We start from the raw sequence: 18,255 nt of genomic DNA on the forward strand, positions 1-18,255 counted from the left end.
GCGTTTCAGCAATTTTCTATTTCACAAATGACAGGACTTACGCAACTGTCACAAGCAATGGCACGGTGTAACCGCGCCGCGCGCCAAACAACTACACGATAAACATGGGAACAGCCGGACGTTTTAGTTGCTGAACTAAATAATTTGATAACAATCCATGCTTAATTTGATAGATTGTTTGACCAGTTTTATAAGCTAAATCTTTGAGTCTAAGCCAAACTAAAATAGCGCAGGCAATATGATTTCTTTGAATACGTCCTTTACGGCATTGACATGATTCAATGCCAGTCAATTGTTTTAATTCTCGGTGAAACTCTTCAACCTTCCATCGAACTTTACACACTTTTTGTACAACGTCCGTAGAATCTTGAGATATATCGTTTGTAGCGATAAAATCCGTTCTGTCGGTGGAGACAGTTACCCGGAATAGTTTCACTTTTTTAGCTTGAGGAAACTTTTTTATTTTAACTAGTTTACCTAATTCTAACTCCTTTTCATCCCAAAATAACAATTCAATTCTTTGATAATCTTTTTGACCTGACGTATCATCAACCAGTCGATTACGTTTCAGAGGACAATAATAATATTTCCCTAACCCATCTATATATAACATCAATTTTTTTGTGGCATACCAAGTGTCCATCAAGACAGCTTTAAATGGCAAAAACTTATTATACACAAGGTTTTGCAGCATCTCCATCACATGGTCTATCTTTGTTTTACCATCTCTATCTGGATCATAAATTCGATAGTCAACTACCCAAAACTTTCCGATTTCATGATTGACATATACACAATTTACTAGCCCAATTCCTTGAATTACACCATGCTCGTTGCCACTATACTGGCGTTTACTTGGCTCTATTTCCACAGCGTATCGTTTATCAATTACTGTGTCATCAAAAACCAAATACGCATTATCATTTATTTCTATTAAATCTTTGACATTATCCCAAAGAATCCGAGGTGTTAATTTTTCGTTATTTAAATAACGGTTGATTTTATCGTGACTGATCTGCTCTAAATGCTCCGCCAAATTTGTGAGAGTATAATTAATCTGACTACTTAACAAGTACTGGCAATAATTAAGTTTAGTAAATCTCATAAACCTATAGGATTGATTTTATGCATCCTCAGCTAATTTTCTCATAATTTGATGAATACTTAACACAGCCGATTACTGTTACTAATTTCATCAATTTCCTTTGGGTATGCCACTTTTATATAGTATTTATGTACTATATAAATGCGATGGCTACGCCCGCCGCAGGCATCGCACTGTGCCAGTTGCGTAAGTCCTGAATGATTTAAGATTGCTATAGGGATTACGCATTGACAGAAAGGATTAAATAGGAACGATTTGAAAAACAACATTTGTTGTAGGGACAATTCATGAATTGTCCCTACAGTCTTACATTTTGGCTTGACAGATTACTAATCTAGCCGTCTAACTGTTGCATTGGTATCTCAATAGTAAACTTAGTTCCCTCTCCTGGCGTAGAATCACAGGTTAAACTACCTTTGTGTTTGTCCACAATAATCTTATAGCTAATTGATAACCCTAACCCTGTGCCACTTCCTACTGATTTAGTGGTGAAAAATGGGTCAAATATTTTTTGCTGTACTGCTTTTGTCATACCAGAACCGTTATCAGCAATCCGAATTATTGCCGTCTTAGAATCTGTTAGTTCAGTAAAAATGTGAATTTTTCCTACTAAATGAGAAGTCGATGATGACTTTATATCCTTGCTTACTTGTTCTTTGTCATTTACCAGCGATTGATGATCAATGACGAATGAATCTTCTAAAGCATCGATTGCATTACTCAGAATATTCATAAACACCTGATTTAGTTGACCAGGGTAACAAATAACTTCCGGTAATTTCCCATATTCTTTGATGACTTCAATCTCAGTAAAATTGCTTTTTTCTTTAAGTCGGTGTTGCAAAATCATTAAGGTGCTGTCTATCCCTTCATGAATATCTACAGGCTTCATCTCAGATTCATCTAGACGAGAAAAATTACGTAAGCTCAAAACTATATTTCGGATACGCGAACTACCAACTTTCATTGAATCTAGAATCTTTGGCAAGTCTTCTGATAGAAAATCTATATCAATTTCCTCATATTTATCCTCAATTAAAGGCGAAGGATGGGGATATTCTTGCTGATAAATAACTAGCAAGTCAAGCAAGTCTTGGACATACTCACCAGCGTGATTAATATTGCCATGAATAAAGTTAATAGGATTATTTATTTCATGAGCAATGCCCGCTACCATTTGTCCTAGGGAAGACATTTTTTCACTTTGAATCAATTGAATTTGGGTACGCTGTAATTCCTGTAAAGTCTCTTGTAAACAGTTATTTTTGTGGTTGAGTTCCTGCGTTCTTTTCTGGACTTTTTCTTCTAAGGTATGGTTGTATTCCTCTAAGATTTCTTTAGCTTTGGCCAAATTTTTGTAGAGTATAGCGTTCTCTAGGGATATTGCTGCTTGAGTAGTGAGGAGTTTGAGTACTTCTACGCGATCGCGTGTAAATGCTCCTGTTGTCAGATGATTTTCTAGGTAAATAATCCCAATCAATTTACCTTGATTTAAAAGAGGTATAGACAACAAACTCTTAGGTTCTTCACTAATAATATAGTTATCACTTGCTAGAAAAGAAACAGCCCTTGCATCATCAATAACCAAGATTTCTTTAGAGCGTTTAACGTAGTTAATCAAAGTAATGGGAACATCGTAGCTTGACTCAAGGGAAGTTGATGGAAACTCAGTGTAGGTATACTCAAAATTTGAACTTGAACAAACAGCTGTGACAGTTAATGCTAAGTTCTCACCTTCGCTCAAAATTAAAGCGCATTTAGAGGCTCCTGCATTCTCCATAACAACTTCCATCAAAGTAGAAAGTAGTCGTTCAAGCTCGATTTCTCCAGAGAGTGCTTGAGATGCTTTAATGAATGCGGCTAAATCCAGAGAGTCAGAAATACTTGTCTTCGATCCAATAACAGTTTGATGATTACTCAGAGTAGATAAAGATGATATAGATGTTTTATTGAAAGAAGTGTTTTCCTCGCTGGAGTTGATACTTACTTTTTCTTGCTGGAATATAGAACCAAGTAATTGAGGATAGCATTTTGCCAAATCATCAACTTTGGCTTTTGCTCCCCAATTAACGTATCCATAGTAGGCATCAATTAAGTAGGTTTGGGCAATTTTTTGCTTGCCCCATTTTAGATAAAATTTAGCTGCAAGTTCCTGAGCTAAAGCTATTTCATTCTTATAGTCATGTTCTTGAGCTAGGGAGATAGCACGGTCGTATCCTTCCATTGCTTCAATATATTTCCCTTCAACTCGATGCTTTTCTGCCTCTACCAAATAAAATTTATGCCAATTATTCATTGGAGCATGATATGCCCAATATTGCATCTTTTCTTGATTAGCCTGCACCCGATCGAGAATGCACTTTTGCTCTGAATCAGGTGCGTCAGTGTACACCGCCAGTTTAGCCAGAGAATCGTAAAAATAGAAAAAAGGAACAACCAGTTGCCCTGTACCACTATCTAAATACTTTTCTGCCAGGGTGGCATTTTCAGCTGCTTGAGCGAACTGCTGAAACAAGTAACATAAATGTAGTTTGTGGAAATATAGATACAAAAGCCCGATTCCATCCTTGGCTTCCAAGTGAAGCGGCAGCATTTTTTCCTCATCATAGGCTTCACCAATTAAACGACAAGGATCTTCTCCAACCCCCAATAAATTTAAGACACTCTGTTGATAGATACAATTCCAATTAAAGGCTCTTTCTTGCTTAATTTGCTTCAGGGCATTGCTGTAGTTTGCTATTTCTGGTTCCAGCCCTATCAGTTCTCTTCCTATGGAATAACAACAGAAGCAATAAGACTGAAGAGCTGTGGCTGCAAATTCTAAATTACCCGTTTCCATCACCAGAGAGTAAGCCTCCAGTACAGGATTTAATGTTTCTTTAGGATGCTCTTTCCAATGCCGGATACCTGCATGAAATACTACCATAACTTTTGCTTCAACTTCTTTAGCGTTGTATTTAGCCACCAAAGTTAAAGCTAGTTTGCCAAAATGATAGCCAGACTCAATATCTCCCATTCCGCTACAGAGGATCGTTCCGTAAAGAACGTATGCAAAGGCGGACAAGGGAGCATTGCCATATTTGAGTGATAAGTTAATTTGTTTCAGAACAATCAGTAGAAAAAGTTCAGGAGTGACTGCATAGGCAAAAAAAAGTGCATTGGATAGAATCTGCATAACTACCAATGTTTGTTTTGCCGTCATTTCTGGCAGGTCAATTAAATCCTCAATACGCTTTCCATTTAAATTTGATATTAATTCAGCGATCGCTAGCTGAATATCTGACTGGCTCGGCTTTTCAGGCAACTCAACTTCCAATAAGTTTAGAACACTTAGTGCAGTCCTGACAGATTCTAGTGCTTGGTTCTGCGCTCCATAGGCTTTAATTTTGACTTCATAAACTTTTACTTTCTCCAGCAGTGTTTTCGCTCGTGCCAATACTACCTCTACTAATTGCTCCATTTGCCTAAAGTCGCCAGCTAGATATGCTGCCTCTGCTGCTGTCTCATACAAAGCTAGGATGAGCTTATATTTGGTCTCCCAGCCATCATCGTCCATCAGTTGAATGCCAGTAGTTAAATACTTAACAGCAGATGGATAAGCTGTTGATGCTAAAGCTTTTCTTCCAGCAGTTAGATTCATCTGGGCTAGTTCATCTCGTTTAGTTTGAGGAGATATGAATTCTACTGCGATATTAAACTGATTGACAAGTTCAAAAATCTTTTCTTCCTGTTCTGCAACAGGAATATTGTTCAATAACAGTAGCCCAATTTTTAAGTGAATTGGCTTTTTTTGTTCTTCAGGAATTAAAGAATAAGCTGCTTGCTGCACCCGATCGTGTACGAATTTATATTTAGGTAGCTGTAAATTAGAACTGGAAAATTCTATAGATTCTATTCCATGAACAATGAATTCTTGATTAGTATTTTCTTTCGCAAAGATATTGTAATTTTCAGTCTGTGGTAAAATTAGTCCATCAAGTAAGGCTTGCCACAAATCTGAGGCTGTATCTACTACAGATTTTTCGTTGACTATCGCTAGACTATTTAAGTCAAATTGATTACCAATACAGGCAGCTAGTTTCAGAACCTTTTGGGTATATATTGGCAATTTTTCTATTTGTAGGGCAATAAATTCTACTACATCATCTGTGAGAGCTAACTCTTTAACTTTGGAAATATCATACTGCCAATGACCAACATCAAAGTTTAATACAATTAGCTCATCATCGTGTAAAGACTTGAGGAATTGGACTGAAAAAAATGGGTTGCCTTTGGTTTTGGCAAACACCATCTGGGTAAGAGGAACCGCGACTACTTCAGCACAATGGAGAGTATCAGCAATGAGATGATTTAAATCACCCTGATTTAAAGGCGCTAAAGTGATTGTATTAATAGCTACTCCGGTTTTTTCAATTTCCTGTAGTGTCAAATAAAGTGGATCTACTTTGAAAACTTCATTGTCTCGATAAGAACCAATTAACAATAAACCTCCCTGATTCTCATGCGTGTGTTCTGCATTTTCTGTCAAAGAAGATGAAATACTTTCACACATTAGTAACTGAATTATTTTTAAAGATGCTGTATCTGCCCATTGCAAGTCATCAAGAAAGATAACTAGGGGATGTTCTTTAGTTGTGAAGATTTGAATGAATTTTTGAAACAATAAATTGAAACGATTTTGGGCAGCACTGCCAGAGAGCTCTGTAACTGGAGCTTGCTTACCAACAATTTGTTCGAGTTCAGGGATTACATCGATAATTACCTGAGTTTGTGTACCCAATTCCCGCAGAATTTTGACTTTCCATTGTTGAATTTGGGCATCAGTTTCTGAGAGTAGTTGCCCGATTAAATCTCTAAAAGCTTGCACCAATCCTGATAAGGGAATGTCACGTTGAAACTGGTCAAATTTTCCTTTGATGAAGTAACTACGCTGTCGCACAATAGGTTTGTGGACTTCATTGACCACAGCAGTTTTGCCAATGCCAGAGAAACCCGCGACTAATATCATTTCTGTTGCCCCTTGTGTTACACGCTTAAAAGCAGCGAGTAGGGTTTCAACTTCACCTTGACGACCATAGAGTTTTTCAGGAATTACGAAACGGTCTGAGATGTCCCTCATGCCTACTTCAAAGGGTGCAATATTTCCTGTTTCTTGCCACTGCGTTTGGCATACCTCCAAGTCATGCTTTAACCCCAAAGCACTCTGATAGCGGTCTTCAGCATTTTTTGCCATCAGCTTGCTGATAATATCAGACACAATTGCCGGAATCTTAGAATTAATTCGGCTGGCTTTTAGCGGTTGTTTAGCGATATGAGAGTAAACTAACTCCATCGGATCTTTAGTCGTGAAGGGTAACTGTCCAGTGAGGAGTTGAAAGAAGGTAATACCAAGGGAATAAAAATCAGTGCGATAGTCGATACCCCGGTTCATCCTTCCAGTTTGTTCTGGAGAAATGTAAGCTAGAGTACCTTCTAAGATGTTGGGATTCGTGAGAAATTGAATTTCTCTTGGTAGGAGGGTGGCAATGCTAAAGTCGATGATTTTTACTTCATCGGTGGTAGGGTTTATTAGGATATTGGCAGGCTTGATGTCTTTGTGAATGATGCGATCGCGATGTAGTCCCTCAAGGGTAGAAGCAATTTTAATCGCAATGTTGAAAAACTCATTGAGAGAAAGACAGTTTTCCTTCTTTTCCTTGTTCTCTATTCGCCAGTCTTGCAGGGAAATGCCACCAAAATCTTCCATCACTAAGATGTAGCTGTTACGGTAGCTTTCTAGGCTATAGGTTTTGAGTATGCCAGGAATATCGAGGTTTTTGGTGATGATATACTGATTGCGGAACTGGGCGATTTCCGCGAACGTAGGATATTCATTCCGCATTAATTTGAGAACGACTGGTTTTTGGTCTTGTTCTCTAATGCCCCGATAAACTAGAGTTTTACTACCTGAGTATATTTGCTCGGTGATGTGATAGCCAGGAAACGCATATAATGTATCTAATACTACTAACATTGCGGAATATGCTCATAATTCTTGTTTCTATGTCTTAGTATTCCCGTGCGAAGGCTATCATTATCATGAAATAATAATTTCATTAGTTTAATTTGTATTAATAAAAATAATTTTTGAAGAAATATCTTCTCTGGAATTATGTGATTTTCAAGAAACTAATTTGCGTATAAAAACATAAGTTAGTAAAAATATTTTTACTAACTTTATCTGGCAAATGTTCCGTATTACTGGTTTCTATCTGTAGGTTATTTATCAAGTTCTGAAGCAGATTGTATATGAGAGACTAAGCAATAAAAAGCCTGCCGTTTTTCTTAGGTTAAGAACAAACTACGGCAGGTTTAGTTGGTCTAGAACTGTTTCAGTAGACTAACAACTGATACTATAGGACTCATATTTGATTATTGAAAAAAATCAGTATAGCTCAAAGAGCCTTCTTGACTATTGCCTGCCTCTCGCGCTTGCGCTGCGCTTCTCTGCGAGAGGCTTGTCTGCGACACGCTCCGCGAACGCGCACCACGCAAATAATTATAGCTACGCCACGCTGCGCGAACAGAAATCAAATCGGATTGCTATATTTATTTTTGAAGATGCACCTATAAAACTTACACAAAATTAAATATAGAGGTAATTCATGAATTACCCCTATATGTAGTTTTTCCTATTTTTGAATTTTGTTGTCAACGATGGTTTGTCAAGATAAGTATTTTTGAATTAACTATTTTTACCCGCTTTTAATCTGACACCCAGTATGATGAACCGGGTATTTCGGCTGCGATAATAATAATGAACACAAACGCTACTTTATTTTTTGTTTAATAAAGGTAACAACTTGAGTTAGCTGTTTCTTCAAGCCATCGATTTCAGCTTGCATTTTGACAATTTTCTCGTTCAACGCATTAATTTCTGCCTCAGAGACTCCTTTGGCAGTAGGGGTTGCGTTGCTTGCCGCCGTAGGCATCGCAATATTGGCAGCAGTAGGAGTTGCTACGGTAGCAGTATTTGCAACGCTAGGGGCTGCTACCGTAGTAGTAGCAACACTAGAAGTAGCAACTGTACTATTTTTAACAGCAACCCCTGCTCCTACTGCGACTAATTCTGGGCGCGGCTGTTTCGCCTTACTCATGGCTAACTTAATTGCGTTAATTAGTTGCTTCTGATCAAAAGGCTTGCCCAGAAATTCAAAGTATTCAAAGGGTTCTGTGATTTTCTCGGTTACTTCTTCCTTGCGACCAGACATGATCACCAAAGGAATTTTCCTTAATTCCGGATCGGCTTGAACTTTCTGGAAAACCTCCCAGCCACTCATTTTAGGCAACAGAAAATCCAGCATAATCAGGCTGAGTTTTTCCTGAAGAATGAAATTTAGTCCTTCCAAACCGTCTTTTGCTTCCAGTACCTCAAAATTGCCCGGAGGCAACATTTCTCGTACTTTTACCCTGACAACTGTAGTGTCATCGATAACTAAAATCTTGTTGCTTGCCACGACTGTTTGCTCTAACAGAAACTTTAAGTGTAAATAGCGGCTTTGCCGATTGTCCTTGAGAATCCTCCCACTATATACAAAATTTCTAGCAATTGGGGGATAGTATATTTCGGTATAAATGACATTGCTTAGAGGTGTTTTGTAAAACTTCTGCTGGCGCTCTTTTCGATTTATGTCATGGTGATATTTAAGGCTTTAGCTTTGTTCTAAGGCATAAAGCATATAAGGACACGGAGACACGGAGATATTAAGACCGTTTTCTGCGTCTATTCTTGTCTATCATTTGTCCATTGAAAGACCACTACTTTATATCCGTATCTTGCTTGGATGTCTATGATTTCGTCACAACAAGCCGAACTAAAGTCTGAAATTGCGGCAATGCCTAGCTGGTTACGTCGCCCTATCGGTAAAGCCAGTGAAATCTCTACCGTACAACGCATTATTAAGCAGCGCCAAATCCACACAATTTGCGAAGAAGGCCGCTGTCCCAACCGGGGAGAGTGCTATGCCCAAAAAACTGCAACTTTCTTGCTGATGGGGCCTACCTGTACACGCTCTTGTGCTTTTTGCCAAGTAGATAAAGGTCATGCACCGATGCCTCTTGATTTAGAGGAACCCCAAAAGGTAGCACAGGCAGTACAGCTTTTGGGATTGCGTTATGTGGTGCTGACTTCTGTCGCCCGTGATGACTTACACGATCAGGGCGCAGGTCACTTTGTAGAGACGATCGCTACTATCCGTCAGTTAAACCCAGAGACTCAAATTGAAGTGCTGACCCCAGATTTTTGGGGCGGTGCAGGTGTAGGAGAATCAGGTCAACGCCAACGCATAGCGATGATTGTAGAAGCCAAACCAGCTTGTTTCAATCACAATATCGAGACAGTGCGGCGGTTAACTGGGCCAGTGCGCCGGGGAGCCAAATACGATCGCTCGCTTTTGGTACTTGCTATGGTTAAAGAAATCGATTCGACAATTCCTACCAAATCAGGTTTGATGCTGGGACATGGCGAAACACTTGATGAAGTTGTCGAAGCAATGGCTGATTTAAGGGCTGTGGGGTGCGATCGCTTGACTATCGGGCAGTATATGCGTCCTTCTTTAGAACATCTCCCAGTCCAAAAATATTGGACTCCAGAGGAATTCGCTCAACTCGGCAGATTAGCATGGGAAATGGGATTCAACCATGTCCGTTCTGGGCCTCTGGTTCGCAGTTCCTATCATGCTGGAGAGGAGTGAAGAAGGGAATAGGTTACAGGGTAAAGGGTACAGATTATTCCCTGTCACCTGTCACCTGTCACCTCTCCCCCTAATCCAATTTCCAAATTCACACAAATATTCTTAAAGAATTTGGGTATTTGGTACGCCAGTTTGGTATTTCTTAAAAAGTCATGACAATTAGGAGAATCGCATTATGACTGCTAAAACAACGAAGAATCCTGCAAATTCCGCAGTTGCCGACAGTGGAGCAAAACCTCCCTACGCCTATCGCACAGGCTGGGCAATATTCTTGCTAGCTATCAATTTCTTGGTAGCGGCGTACTATTTCCACATTATTGAGTAGTTAGAAGTGGAATGGTGCTGCTCAAATCGTTCCTTTGAATAAACCTTTGGGACGAATGAGCAGCACCAAAATCATGATTAATAGTGCTACACCCTGTTTATACTGTGAACCCAGCCAGGGGGTGCTAATTTCTTGGACGATGCCAATGATAAAAGCTGCTGCGATCGCACCATAAGGGTTGCCAATCCCCCCAAGAATCACTGAGGCAAATAACGGTAAAATTAAGAACCACCCCATATTAGGACGCACGGCTGTAATCAACCCATACATACTGCCTCCCAATGACGTAAGAGTGCCAGCAATTAGCCAAGTCCAGAAAATTACTCGGTCAACATTAATACCTGAAACCCTGGCTAAGTCCAGATCGTCAGCAACTGCTCGCATCGCTTTACCAATTTTGGTATTTTGCAGCAGGTAATGCAGCGCGAAAATTGCTAGTATCGCTAACCCCAATACCAATAATTGATTTTGCGGTACTTTTAAACCAAAAATATCTAAAGCTGTAGTGACAGGTAAATTATAGTTTTGGTTCTTGCCACCCCAGATAAAAATAATCCCATTGCGAAGAAATAAGGCAAGCCCGATAGAAATAATAATCAGCGTAGTGGAAGTAGCACGGATAGAGCGCATCTTTGACCACAATAACTTTTCCGATAACAGCATTGCTGCTACTGTTCCCGCCGCCGCCAGGATCATTGACAGCCAAATATTAACTCCAATACTATTGATTAGCCAGGTGAGATAGGCTCCTAAAGTTAAAAAGTCACCATGAGCAAAGTTAGATAACCGTAAAATTCCATAAGTAAGAGTCAGTCCGACTGCGGCTAGAGCAATAATGCTCCCTACCGCAATCCCATTGACGATTAGTTGCGCGAATTGTGTATCCATAAGTCTTAAGTTGCTTTCACAAATTTTAGGTCAGTGGTTCAGATAATAATTTGTTTGGACTAGCTGCTAAATTCGACATCATAAGTTATGGTTTATAACAACATAAGTTATGGTTTATAAATAAAAAAGAATTGTCCGCTAATATACATAAAATCCTTTTTGGATTTTTATGTGAAGCTAAATTTGTTAAGCGGTCTAGTTGACCATGCAGCAGTACTCAAGCTTACCAGACCAAAACTCACAGATAGATGCAACGCCAAAACTTTTGACAACAATTCAGCAACTTCGCGCCAAGTTGTGGCTGGAGAGCAGCTTGAACCAGTTGCAAAGTCGCCTAAATCATTATCTGCTTTCTGCTTGTAACAATGTCCTACAGGCAGAAGTCGCAGAATCAGAAGTTCTCCAAGCTGTGGTTAACGAGATTAACAGTGTAATGAACAGCACTAATCTGGCACTTACAGATTATGCCGTCGGCATTGCTATGTTTCAACCACAAGAAACTGTAGCCACAGTTTGCTATATTTCTCGTTCTCCATCTCAAAACTCACAACCTTTATTTGTAGATGTGCTGACAGCAGAAAAAAAGCTGCTGTTGAGATTGCAAGAGGTTATAGAACTCAAAGATTTACAGCAACTTGAGAATCAACAGCCACCAAGCGCTTGGCGGTTAGCTGATGATTCTGGCAGCATTATGGGCTGGCTAATTATCGCCGCAGCGCCCCTAAGTTGCGATCGTGAGTCGCTCATAGAATCAAAAGCCCAACTCAGATCGCAATTGATGTCCAGGTCTGCCAACTACTGTACAACAGCTTTGGTACAACTGAGACAGATCCTATCTTGGCAGCAACAATATCAACAGTTAAGTAACTCCAATCAAGAATTAGAGCGCACCAATCAGCTGAAAAACCAATTTCTGGCAAACACCAGCCACGAAATTCGCACACCGCTTAGTTCTATTATTGGGTTTACCCATCTGCTTTTAGCTCCAGGGTACGAACCAACTATAGAACGTCAACGGGAGTATTTAAATATCATTCAGTCTAGCGGCAAGCATTTGCTAGCTCTGATTAATGATATTTTGGATCTTTCAAAAATTGAAGCAAACCAGCTAGAGGTGCAGTGGGAAAGTGTAGATGTACCACTGCTATGTAGCAATGTTTTGGCACTGGTGAAAGAGAAAGCCGCTAATAAGGGTTTAAGACTGTGCCTAGAAATTGACCCCGATATCACAAGCCTAGTAGCCGACTCTTTGCGACTCAAGCAAATGCTGTTGAATTTACTCTTCAATGCCTTAAAGTTCACCAGCAAAGGAAGTGTTGGCTTACAGGTTGTTCCCAAAGGTGGATCTGTACATTTTACAGTTTGGGATACTGGCAGTGGCATCTCTCAAGAAGACCAGACTCAATTATTTGAACCCTATTTCCAAATTGCCAAGGCTGTCGCTGGTGGCTCTGAGGGGACTGGTTTGGGTTTAGCAGTGACTCGCAAACTCGCCCAAATTCACGGTGGTTCTGTGAAAGTGGAATCTGAAGTAGATAGCGGCTCCCGTTTTACCCTTTTACTTCCCCTTAAGCAAGAGGTGGGAGTGGGGGGAGATGAGGAAGCAAGGGAGGCAGGGGAGGCAAAGTACTCCTTATCTCATTTGCCTTTAACGCCTAGTTCTTCTGTAGATATTTTGCTGGTAGAAAATGACTTACCCAATGCTGATTTGATGCAAATTTATCTACGGAAATTAGGATATCAGGTGACTTGGGTTAAGAATGCTGCTGAAATGTGGGAAGCTCTAAGACAGCTAGATCCAGCAGTGATTTTAATGGATGTTTATCTGGCAGATGGAAATGGTCTTAACTTGGTACGACAACTGCGAGAACACGAGCAATATCAGACGATTCCGGTAATTGTTCAAACAGCAATGGCAATGAAAGGCGATCGCGAAACCTGTCTAACAGCCGGAGTAAATGACTATATTTCTAAACCGATTGATTTACCACTTTTAGCCAGTCTGGTAGCCAAGTACAGCAAACCGCCAATATGAGGCAGGGGGCAGGGGCAGGAAGAAGGGGGCAGGGAGCGAGGGAGTGTGGGGAGTGTGGGGAGTGTGGGGAGTGTGGGGGAGTGTGGGGAGTAAGGAATGTGGATTAAATAAAGTGTAAAAGTAGGTGTGGAAGCGTTAGTAAAGCACCATTCTCCGTTCCATCAGAATTGCAGGTTATTAAGTTTGCATTCCTAAGACTTCTTTCCCATCCTCCCACACTTCCCACACCTCCCACACTTCCCACACCCCTTGGATTTCTCACTTGTGATAAATCCAGGCTAATGCCCAATTCCCAATGCCCCATAACATAACAAATGACTACAATAAAAATGGTTGGGTGCTATAGGGTTTGAGTAGGATTGGGAAATGATGCTGACAGAAAAATTTGAGCAATTAAAAGCCTTATTTGAAGAGATGGATCAGGCATTGATTGCCTACTCTGGGGGCGTTGATAGCACTTTGGTTGCGAAAATTGCTTATGATGCCTTGGGCGATCGCGCTTTGGCTGTCACGGCTGTTTCTCCTTCGCTGTTGCCGGAAGAGTTGGAAGATGCCAAAATTCAAGCCGCAACTATTGGGATTGCTCATAAAATCGTCCAGACTCACGAGATGGAAAATCCCAATTACACTTCTAATCCGGTTAATCGCTGTTATTTTTGCAAAAGTGAGTTGCACGACACTCTCAAACCTTTAGCTTTGCAGTTGGGTTATCCCTACGTAGTGGATGGGGTAAATGCCGATGATTTGCATGATTATCGCCCAGGAATTCAAGCGGCTAAGGAAAGAGGGGCGCGATCGCCTTTAGCTGAAGTAGGTGTCACCAAAGTTGAAGTTCGGCAACTTTCGCAACAACTCGGTTTACCTTGGTGGGATAAACCGGCTCAACCTTGCCTAAGTTCCCGGTTTCCTTATGGTGAAGAGATTACTGTCGCTAAGTTACAACGAGTTGGTAGAGCAGAAATTTTCTTAAGAAAGCTGGGCTGGCAGAATTTGCGCGTGCGATCGGAAGGTGATACAGCACGCATTGAATTATCACCAGAACAAATTAAAGAGTTTGTGTTAACGACAGATTTGCAAAAAGTAGTTTCTGTATTTCAGGATTTTGGATTTCTTTACGTAACTCTGGATTTGGAAGGTTATCGCAGTGGTAAGTTAAATCAGATTTTAAATCGGGAAGCCTTGGGCGTTAAATTATAAAATTTTGGTTTTATAGAGATCCAGTTTATATTTCTTTACCTTCTACAGAAACTAGAAAGCAGCCGTTAATCCTCCACGCATTATCCGGCTGTTTTTCCATAAGATATAAAGCTCTCAAGGGAACTCCATCAGGAGCAAGTAGTAACACTGGCTGAGTTATGTTTTCCTGGATGGTTGTTATCTTCTCAAAAAAGACAGAGCGAGGACGGTATACTGCTGGGTAAATTATCTTCACCATCTGCATAAAATTTTCTGGGGTACCAAATTGCGCCTGAATTCCTGGACTGGCGAAGGCAAAAGCGCCTTGGGCATCATCCTTTTTAAAGGCTGCCAATTGGTTTTCAATTAGAGAACGTATGGTGATGGCATCGTTGTCGGTAATTTCCATAAATCTAAAATTGCATAGGCGCAGCCCGTCGTAGACATCGCTTTAAGGGTCGAGCGATCGCTCAATCTTCACGCTGAGTCACCTTGTATTCTATCTGCTGTAATGCCGAGCGCCATACATCATAACCCTCTTGCGACAGGTGCAAACCATCTGTGGTCAACTCTGGGCGCATATTGCCTTCCATATCAGTAAACCAGCTATAAATATTTAGATAATTAGCGCCTTCTTGTTTAGCAATTTGGGTTAGTTGGGTGTTGATGTGACGAATACGGATATTGGAAAGTTTTGCTAGGCGAGTAGGCAAAATTGATTGGACAATGATTTGAGCTTTTGGATGAGAATCCCGTAAACGACGGACAATCCGGCGATAATTACGCAAAATTGTGTCATCACTAGCGCCTTTGCGTAAGTCGTTAATCCCAGCCATGACATAAATCACATCCGGCCGCGTTGCCGAAAATGCCCCCAACCTTTTTAAAACCCCACTGGAAGTATCTCCAGAGATACCTTGATTAAGCCACAATTTCCCAGTAGGCAGTTTTTCTCTAGGAAACCACATACTCAAAGAATCACCAACTAAGATGCTTAGATGATTTGCACCTTGACCTTGAGCGATCGCTCTAGCTTCTAAAGCTAATAAACTTTTCCAGTCATCATAAGTTAGTTGACGCTTCCTGATCGACTCCCACAAAGATTGCAAATTATCACTATCTACGCGCGTATAAATCTGACCTGTTTTCAGAGCCGCCAATCTTTGGTAGTAAAGTTGATTACCAGATGTCAAAGAAATACCAGTCGCTTGGGCACTGGGTTTGACTAATGATTCTGTTGAGGCTAGTAATCCTTCACTACTGAGTTCGGGTACGCTAGAGACGTTTTTCTCGTCTACCGTCGGCTGCGAATTTTTTAGGGGTTGGAACGCTTGCCCACTGAGTTCTGGTAAGGAGAGATCAACGCTGGGGATGATTTGTCTACTTACTATTGTCTGCGAGCCTTGTTTTAAATCCCACAGGAATCTAGAACTTTCTGGCAGGACAATCGACAAATGTGGAAGAGCCGATGCTGGTATTGCTAATCCTGTTAACAAGCCTGCTGCCAACAGATAAGGGTCCCTCATCGCTTTCTCTCTCCTCTACTCACTGCTTTTCCCTATCACAGCATTAGTTGCCTGTATTCAGGAAAATTTTACTTCGGTTAAGTTATTATTCTTATTTACACTGTATAGTTCTGTAAAGCGTGTTGAGTAGATTATCTTAGACAATTTACGATCTCTTTAAAGTACGGTTTTTTCGGTGGTATACAAGTCTGATTTGCGAAAATACTGGTACTTAAAGGATTATTTTCACAAAACAACCATTTTTTATAACTCAGTGTCCACAAATATTGTAAGTGTGTATAAGTTTGCGATTAGTTGATATCATACGACGATCTACTCTTTGTGAGCAAGCAAAAGGTTATTATTATTGATGTTTAAGAACTTGCTCTAAAAAAGTTAGGCGCTCAAACTGGTTTGGGATAATTCTAAAGTCATCTATAGTACAGTCAAAAATTATACAGATTGCTTTGATATAACAAAAGTTAGATTTATTTTCATCCAAAAGTTCGCTCTTAGGTTTGATGGGATGATTTAGGGTTTGATACAGATTGTCCAGTATTAGAGCAATTCTCTGTACTTATGTTGTGGTTCTGTATATATAATTTCAAGTTTATGTTTGCCTGTAGAAGTATGAGTTGAAATACCTTTAAATTAAGTTTTAACTATAGAAAATAACTTCATTGGAAGTGCTAAGATTTAGGCTTAATCATTAGTGTTTGTTCTTCCGTGGCTAGAGCTAGTACAGCGATTGGTGTCAGTCCAATTATTAAGGAGATTGTGCAAAAACAGGCACATTCGACACGTTTAACACTGAAAGAAGTGATTCTTATGGGAATGTTAGCTATTGATAAACTAGACGATCAAGGTCGTCAGGAGCTAGCCGATCAAGTTCACCAAATGCAGGTGAATGGAGAAATTTAAGTGAGTAGTTATGAGTTAGGAGTTATAAATTTTAACTCCTAATTCGTGACTCTTTACTTAATTTGATTATTGGCTAAAACAATAACAACTTCCCATTACATAATTTCGTTAATTTCAAAAAATATTCATTAACGTTGCAAAGTTTCAGCAACAAACCCAGTTGTGTTAGAACCTGCAAATGGATCTAACACCATATCAGCTTCATAAGTTAAGAATTTGATGAAAACTTAGCAAACCCTTGAGGATAACGGGCTGATAGGGTCTAATTTTGGCTGCTTTGCAGTGTCGTAAATAAGCACTATTCGATTCAGTATTAGCAATTTATAGCAAATTTGGCGGAATTGCACCCTGGTTATCCTTTTGGGATTTATGAGAAATATGATGTCTAAATAAGATGTAACACATTTAAGATTATGTCAGTTTCAGAGCTTGAAGAATCACTGTATTCAACTGCTGAATTTGACTTGCTCCTAATTTACCTATTCTTCTGGTGATTAGTCTACGCTCTATGGTAGTTATTCGAGTAACCCTAACTTTAGAAGCAACCCGTAATCCAGTACTAGCAAAATCTGGAGATGAAGGTTCTAAAATGAACTCTTCTGGACTCAAAATACTTATATTTTGAGATGAAATAAAATCATAAAGTGACATCATCGCCTATAGTATCTATCCATAAAACTAAACCAGGGCATAGCTTTGTTCCACTCAAGTCTGTAAATGGAAATGGAACCAAGACGATATCACCTTTTTGGAGAGACATTAGATAGGGTCTCCGTCGTCAAGTTAATATAGGTCTGGTTCATTTTCAAGAAAGTTAAAGGCTCCTCCAGTCTGGGCTAGTAGCATTAAATCACGAGTTGAAGGCTCTGATGAATCGAAAAATAGCTTTTCTTCTAATAGCGATCGCTCTTCATCAGAGAGAGATAAAATAACCTGCACGAGAGATTGTACTAATTTAATGTTCACCTTCAGTTCTCTTTTTATATTTCGTAGACTAAAGCATAGCTATAGCTAAAATTATCATCAATTGGAGAGGCATCTAGTAATTTTCTTAAGTGAGTAAAAGGGAAAGGAGAGTTAATTTTTTGACAGTTTGAAATTACATAGAGTGTTTTAACTTTTACTTTCCCAACTTCTTCCCATAAACCTTCTTCTCTAGTTGACTCTGTACAGTACATAAGTAACTCTTGTACTGTTTGAAGATTTAATTCTGGATTCAATTCAACTCTTTCTAAGTTTCCTTCGTATCTAACTAAGTTAGAATCTCCCACAGTTGCAAAGTAAATTTTACGTTGACCGTGAGTTTCTATTGCTTTTTTAGCTGATGACCAAACTACAGATGAGCGGAAAGTAATTATCTGTCTGGGATTATTATTACTAATTTCAACTGCTTCATCAAGATGTTCAGAGTAATTTCGAGAAAAAATTGCACAATGCGAATTTTGTTTAACTTGAGTTTCTAATCTCATTTTTTTAATATGTACATAAAGTATTTTCTATACTTTAGAGTTCCCAAAAAAGTATAAAAAGTAATCAAAAATGAAAAAATCCCCCACCTTGCGGCAGGG

15 protein-coding genes and 1 pseudogene are annotated in these 18,255 nt (G+C 39.6%); 5 read left to right on the forward strand and 11 right to left on the reverse strand.

Translation table 11 applies throughout. The annotated features are described in order from the left end of the window. Positions 1 to 91 precede the first annotated feature (91 nt). From ACFFRD_RS33720 to ACFFRD_RS33730, 3 genes are all read right to left on the reverse strand, one after another. Positions 92 to 1,105, reverse strand: a complete 1,014-nt coding sequence (locus tag ACFFRD_RS33720; RefSeq protein WP_392479625.1) for a transposase — start codon at positions 1,103 to 1,105, stop codon at positions 92 to 94. A 334-nt stretch (positions 1,106 to 1,439) separates the two neighbouring features. Next, a complete protein-coding gene (locus tag ACFFRD_RS33725) occupies positions 1,440 to 7,118 on the reverse strand; it encodes an AAA family ATPase (RefSeq protein WP_392480193.1) in 5,679 nt (1,892 codons plus the stop codon). Positions 7,119 to 7,914: 796 nt separating this feature from the next. After that, positions 7,915 to 8,601 carry a response regulator gene (locus ACFFRD_RS33730; protein WP_392480195.1) on the reverse strand — a complete coding sequence of 229 codons (687 nt, stop codon included), beginning with the start codon at positions 8,599 to 8,601 and terminating at the stop codon, positions 7,915 to 7,917. Positions 8,602 to 8,934: 333 nt separating this feature from the next. Between ACFFRD_RS33730 and lipA the strand changes: the two genes are divergently transcribed. Together lipA and ACFFRD_RS33740 are read left to right on the forward strand one after the other, a co-directional pair. Continuing rightward, a complete protein-coding gene (lipA, locus tag ACFFRD_RS33735; RefSeq protein WP_392483235.1) occupies positions 8,935 to 9,837 on the forward strand; it encodes a lipoyl synthase in 903 nt (300 codons plus the stop codon). A 175-nt stretch (positions 9,838 to 10,012) separates the two neighbouring features. Further along, positions 10,013 to 10,162, forward strand: coding sequence for a photosystem I protein PsaX (locus ACFFRD_RS33740; RefSeq protein WP_012410182.1), 150 nt, complete (start codon positions 10,013 to 10,015; stop codon positions 10,160 to 10,162). A 21-nt stretch (positions 10,163 to 10,183) separates the two neighbouring features. Here the strand turns inward: ACFFRD_RS33740 and ACFFRD_RS33745 are convergent, their stop codons facing one another. Beyond that, positions 10,184 to 11,050 carry a branched-chain amino acid ABC transporter permease gene (locus ACFFRD_RS33745; protein WP_114081184.1) on the reverse strand — a complete coding sequence of 289 codons (867 nt, stop codon included), beginning with the start codon at positions 11,048 to 11,050 and terminating at the stop codon, positions 10,184 to 10,186. Positions 11,051 to 11,255: 205 nt separating this feature from the next. Between ACFFRD_RS33745 and hrmK the strand changes: the two genes are divergently transcribed. Both hrmK and larE read left to right on the forward strand, forming a co-directional pair. Beyond that, positions 11,256 to 13,085 (forward strand): hybrid histidine kinase/response regulator HrmK, encoded by a 1,830-nt coding sequence (hrmK, locus tag ACFFRD_RS33750; RefSeq protein WP_392480200.1) that lies wholly within the window; start codon positions 11,256 to 11,258, stop codon positions 13,083 to 13,085. 369 nt (positions 13,086 to 13,454) lie between these two features. Beyond that, positions 13,455 to 14,282 carry an ATP-dependent sacrificial sulfur transferase LarE gene (larE, locus tag ACFFRD_RS33755; protein WP_392483236.1) on the forward strand — a complete coding sequence of 276 codons (828 nt, stop codon included), beginning with the start codon at positions 13,455 to 13,457 and terminating at the stop codon, positions 14,280 to 14,282. 25 nt (positions 14,283 to 14,307) lie between these two features. On the opposite strand, the gene ACFFRD_RS33760 is transcribed toward larE, so the two are convergent. After that, positions 14,308 to 14,670, reverse strand: a complete 363-nt coding sequence (locus tag ACFFRD_RS33760; RefSeq protein ID WP_392480202.1) for a DUF4864 domain-containing protein — start codon at positions 14,668 to 14,670, stop codon at positions 14,308 to 14,310. Between the two features lie 61 nt (positions 14,671 to 14,731). Beyond that, positions 14,732 to 15,787 (reverse strand): SGNH/GDSL hydrolase family protein, encoded by a 1,056-nt coding sequence (locus ACFFRD_RS33765; protein ID WP_392480203.1) that lies wholly within the window; start codon positions 15,785 to 15,787, stop codon positions 14,732 to 14,734. Positions 15,788 to 16,492: 705 nt separating this feature from the next. Between ACFFRD_RS33765 and ACFFRD_RS33770 the strand changes: the two genes are divergently transcribed. Then, positions 16,493 to 16,687 carry a hypothetical protein gene (locus ACFFRD_RS33770; protein WP_073640193.1) on the forward strand — a complete coding sequence of 65 codons (195 nt, stop codon included), beginning with the start codon at positions 16,493 to 16,495 and terminating at the stop codon, positions 16,685 to 16,687. Positions 16,688 to 16,818: 131 nt separating this feature from the next. Here ACFFRD_RS33770 and ACFFRD_RS33775 read toward each other — a convergent pair. From ACFFRD_RS33775 to ACFFRD_RS33795, 5 genes and pseudogenes are all read right to left on the reverse strand, one after another. Next, positions 16,819 to 17,071: pseudogene (locus tag ACFFRD_RS33775) on the reverse strand (DNA methyltransferase); the annotation flags it as partial. 27 nt (positions 17,072 to 17,098) lie between these two features. Beyond that, positions 17,099 to 17,341, reverse strand: coding sequence for a type II toxin-antitoxin system PemK/MazF family toxin (locus tag ACFFRD_RS33780; protein ID WP_392480204.1), 243 nt, complete (start codon positions 17,339 to 17,341; stop codon positions 17,099 to 17,101). Next, the gene (locus ACFFRD_RS33785; protein ID WP_392480205.1) at positions 17,325 to 17,447 is read right to left on the reverse strand and encodes a hypothetical protein; all 123 of its coding nucleotides are present in this window, start codon (positions 17,445 to 17,447) and stop codon (positions 17,325 to 17,327) included. Before ACFFRD_RS33785 ends, ACFFRD_RS33780 begins: the two co-directional genes overlap by 17 nt. 23 nt (positions 17,448 to 17,470) lie before the next feature. After that, entirely contained in the window at positions 17,471 to 17,653 is a 183-nt protein-coding gene (locus ACFFRD_RS33790; protein ID WP_392480206.1) for a hypothetical protein, read from the reverse strand. A gap of 14 nt (positions 17,654 to 17,667) precedes the next feature. Continuing rightward, a complete protein-coding gene (locus ACFFRD_RS33795; RefSeq protein WP_392480207.1) occupies positions 17,668 to 18,156 on the reverse strand; it encodes a hypothetical protein in 489 nt (162 codons plus the stop codon). Positions 18,157 to 18,255: the final 99 nt, after the last annotated feature.

The sequence above is a fragment of the Nostoc sp. C110 genome (assembly GCF_043099725.1).
Lineage (GTDB): Bacteria > Cyanobacteriota > Cyanobacteriia > Cyanobacteriales > Nostocaceae > Nostoc > Nostoc muscorum_A.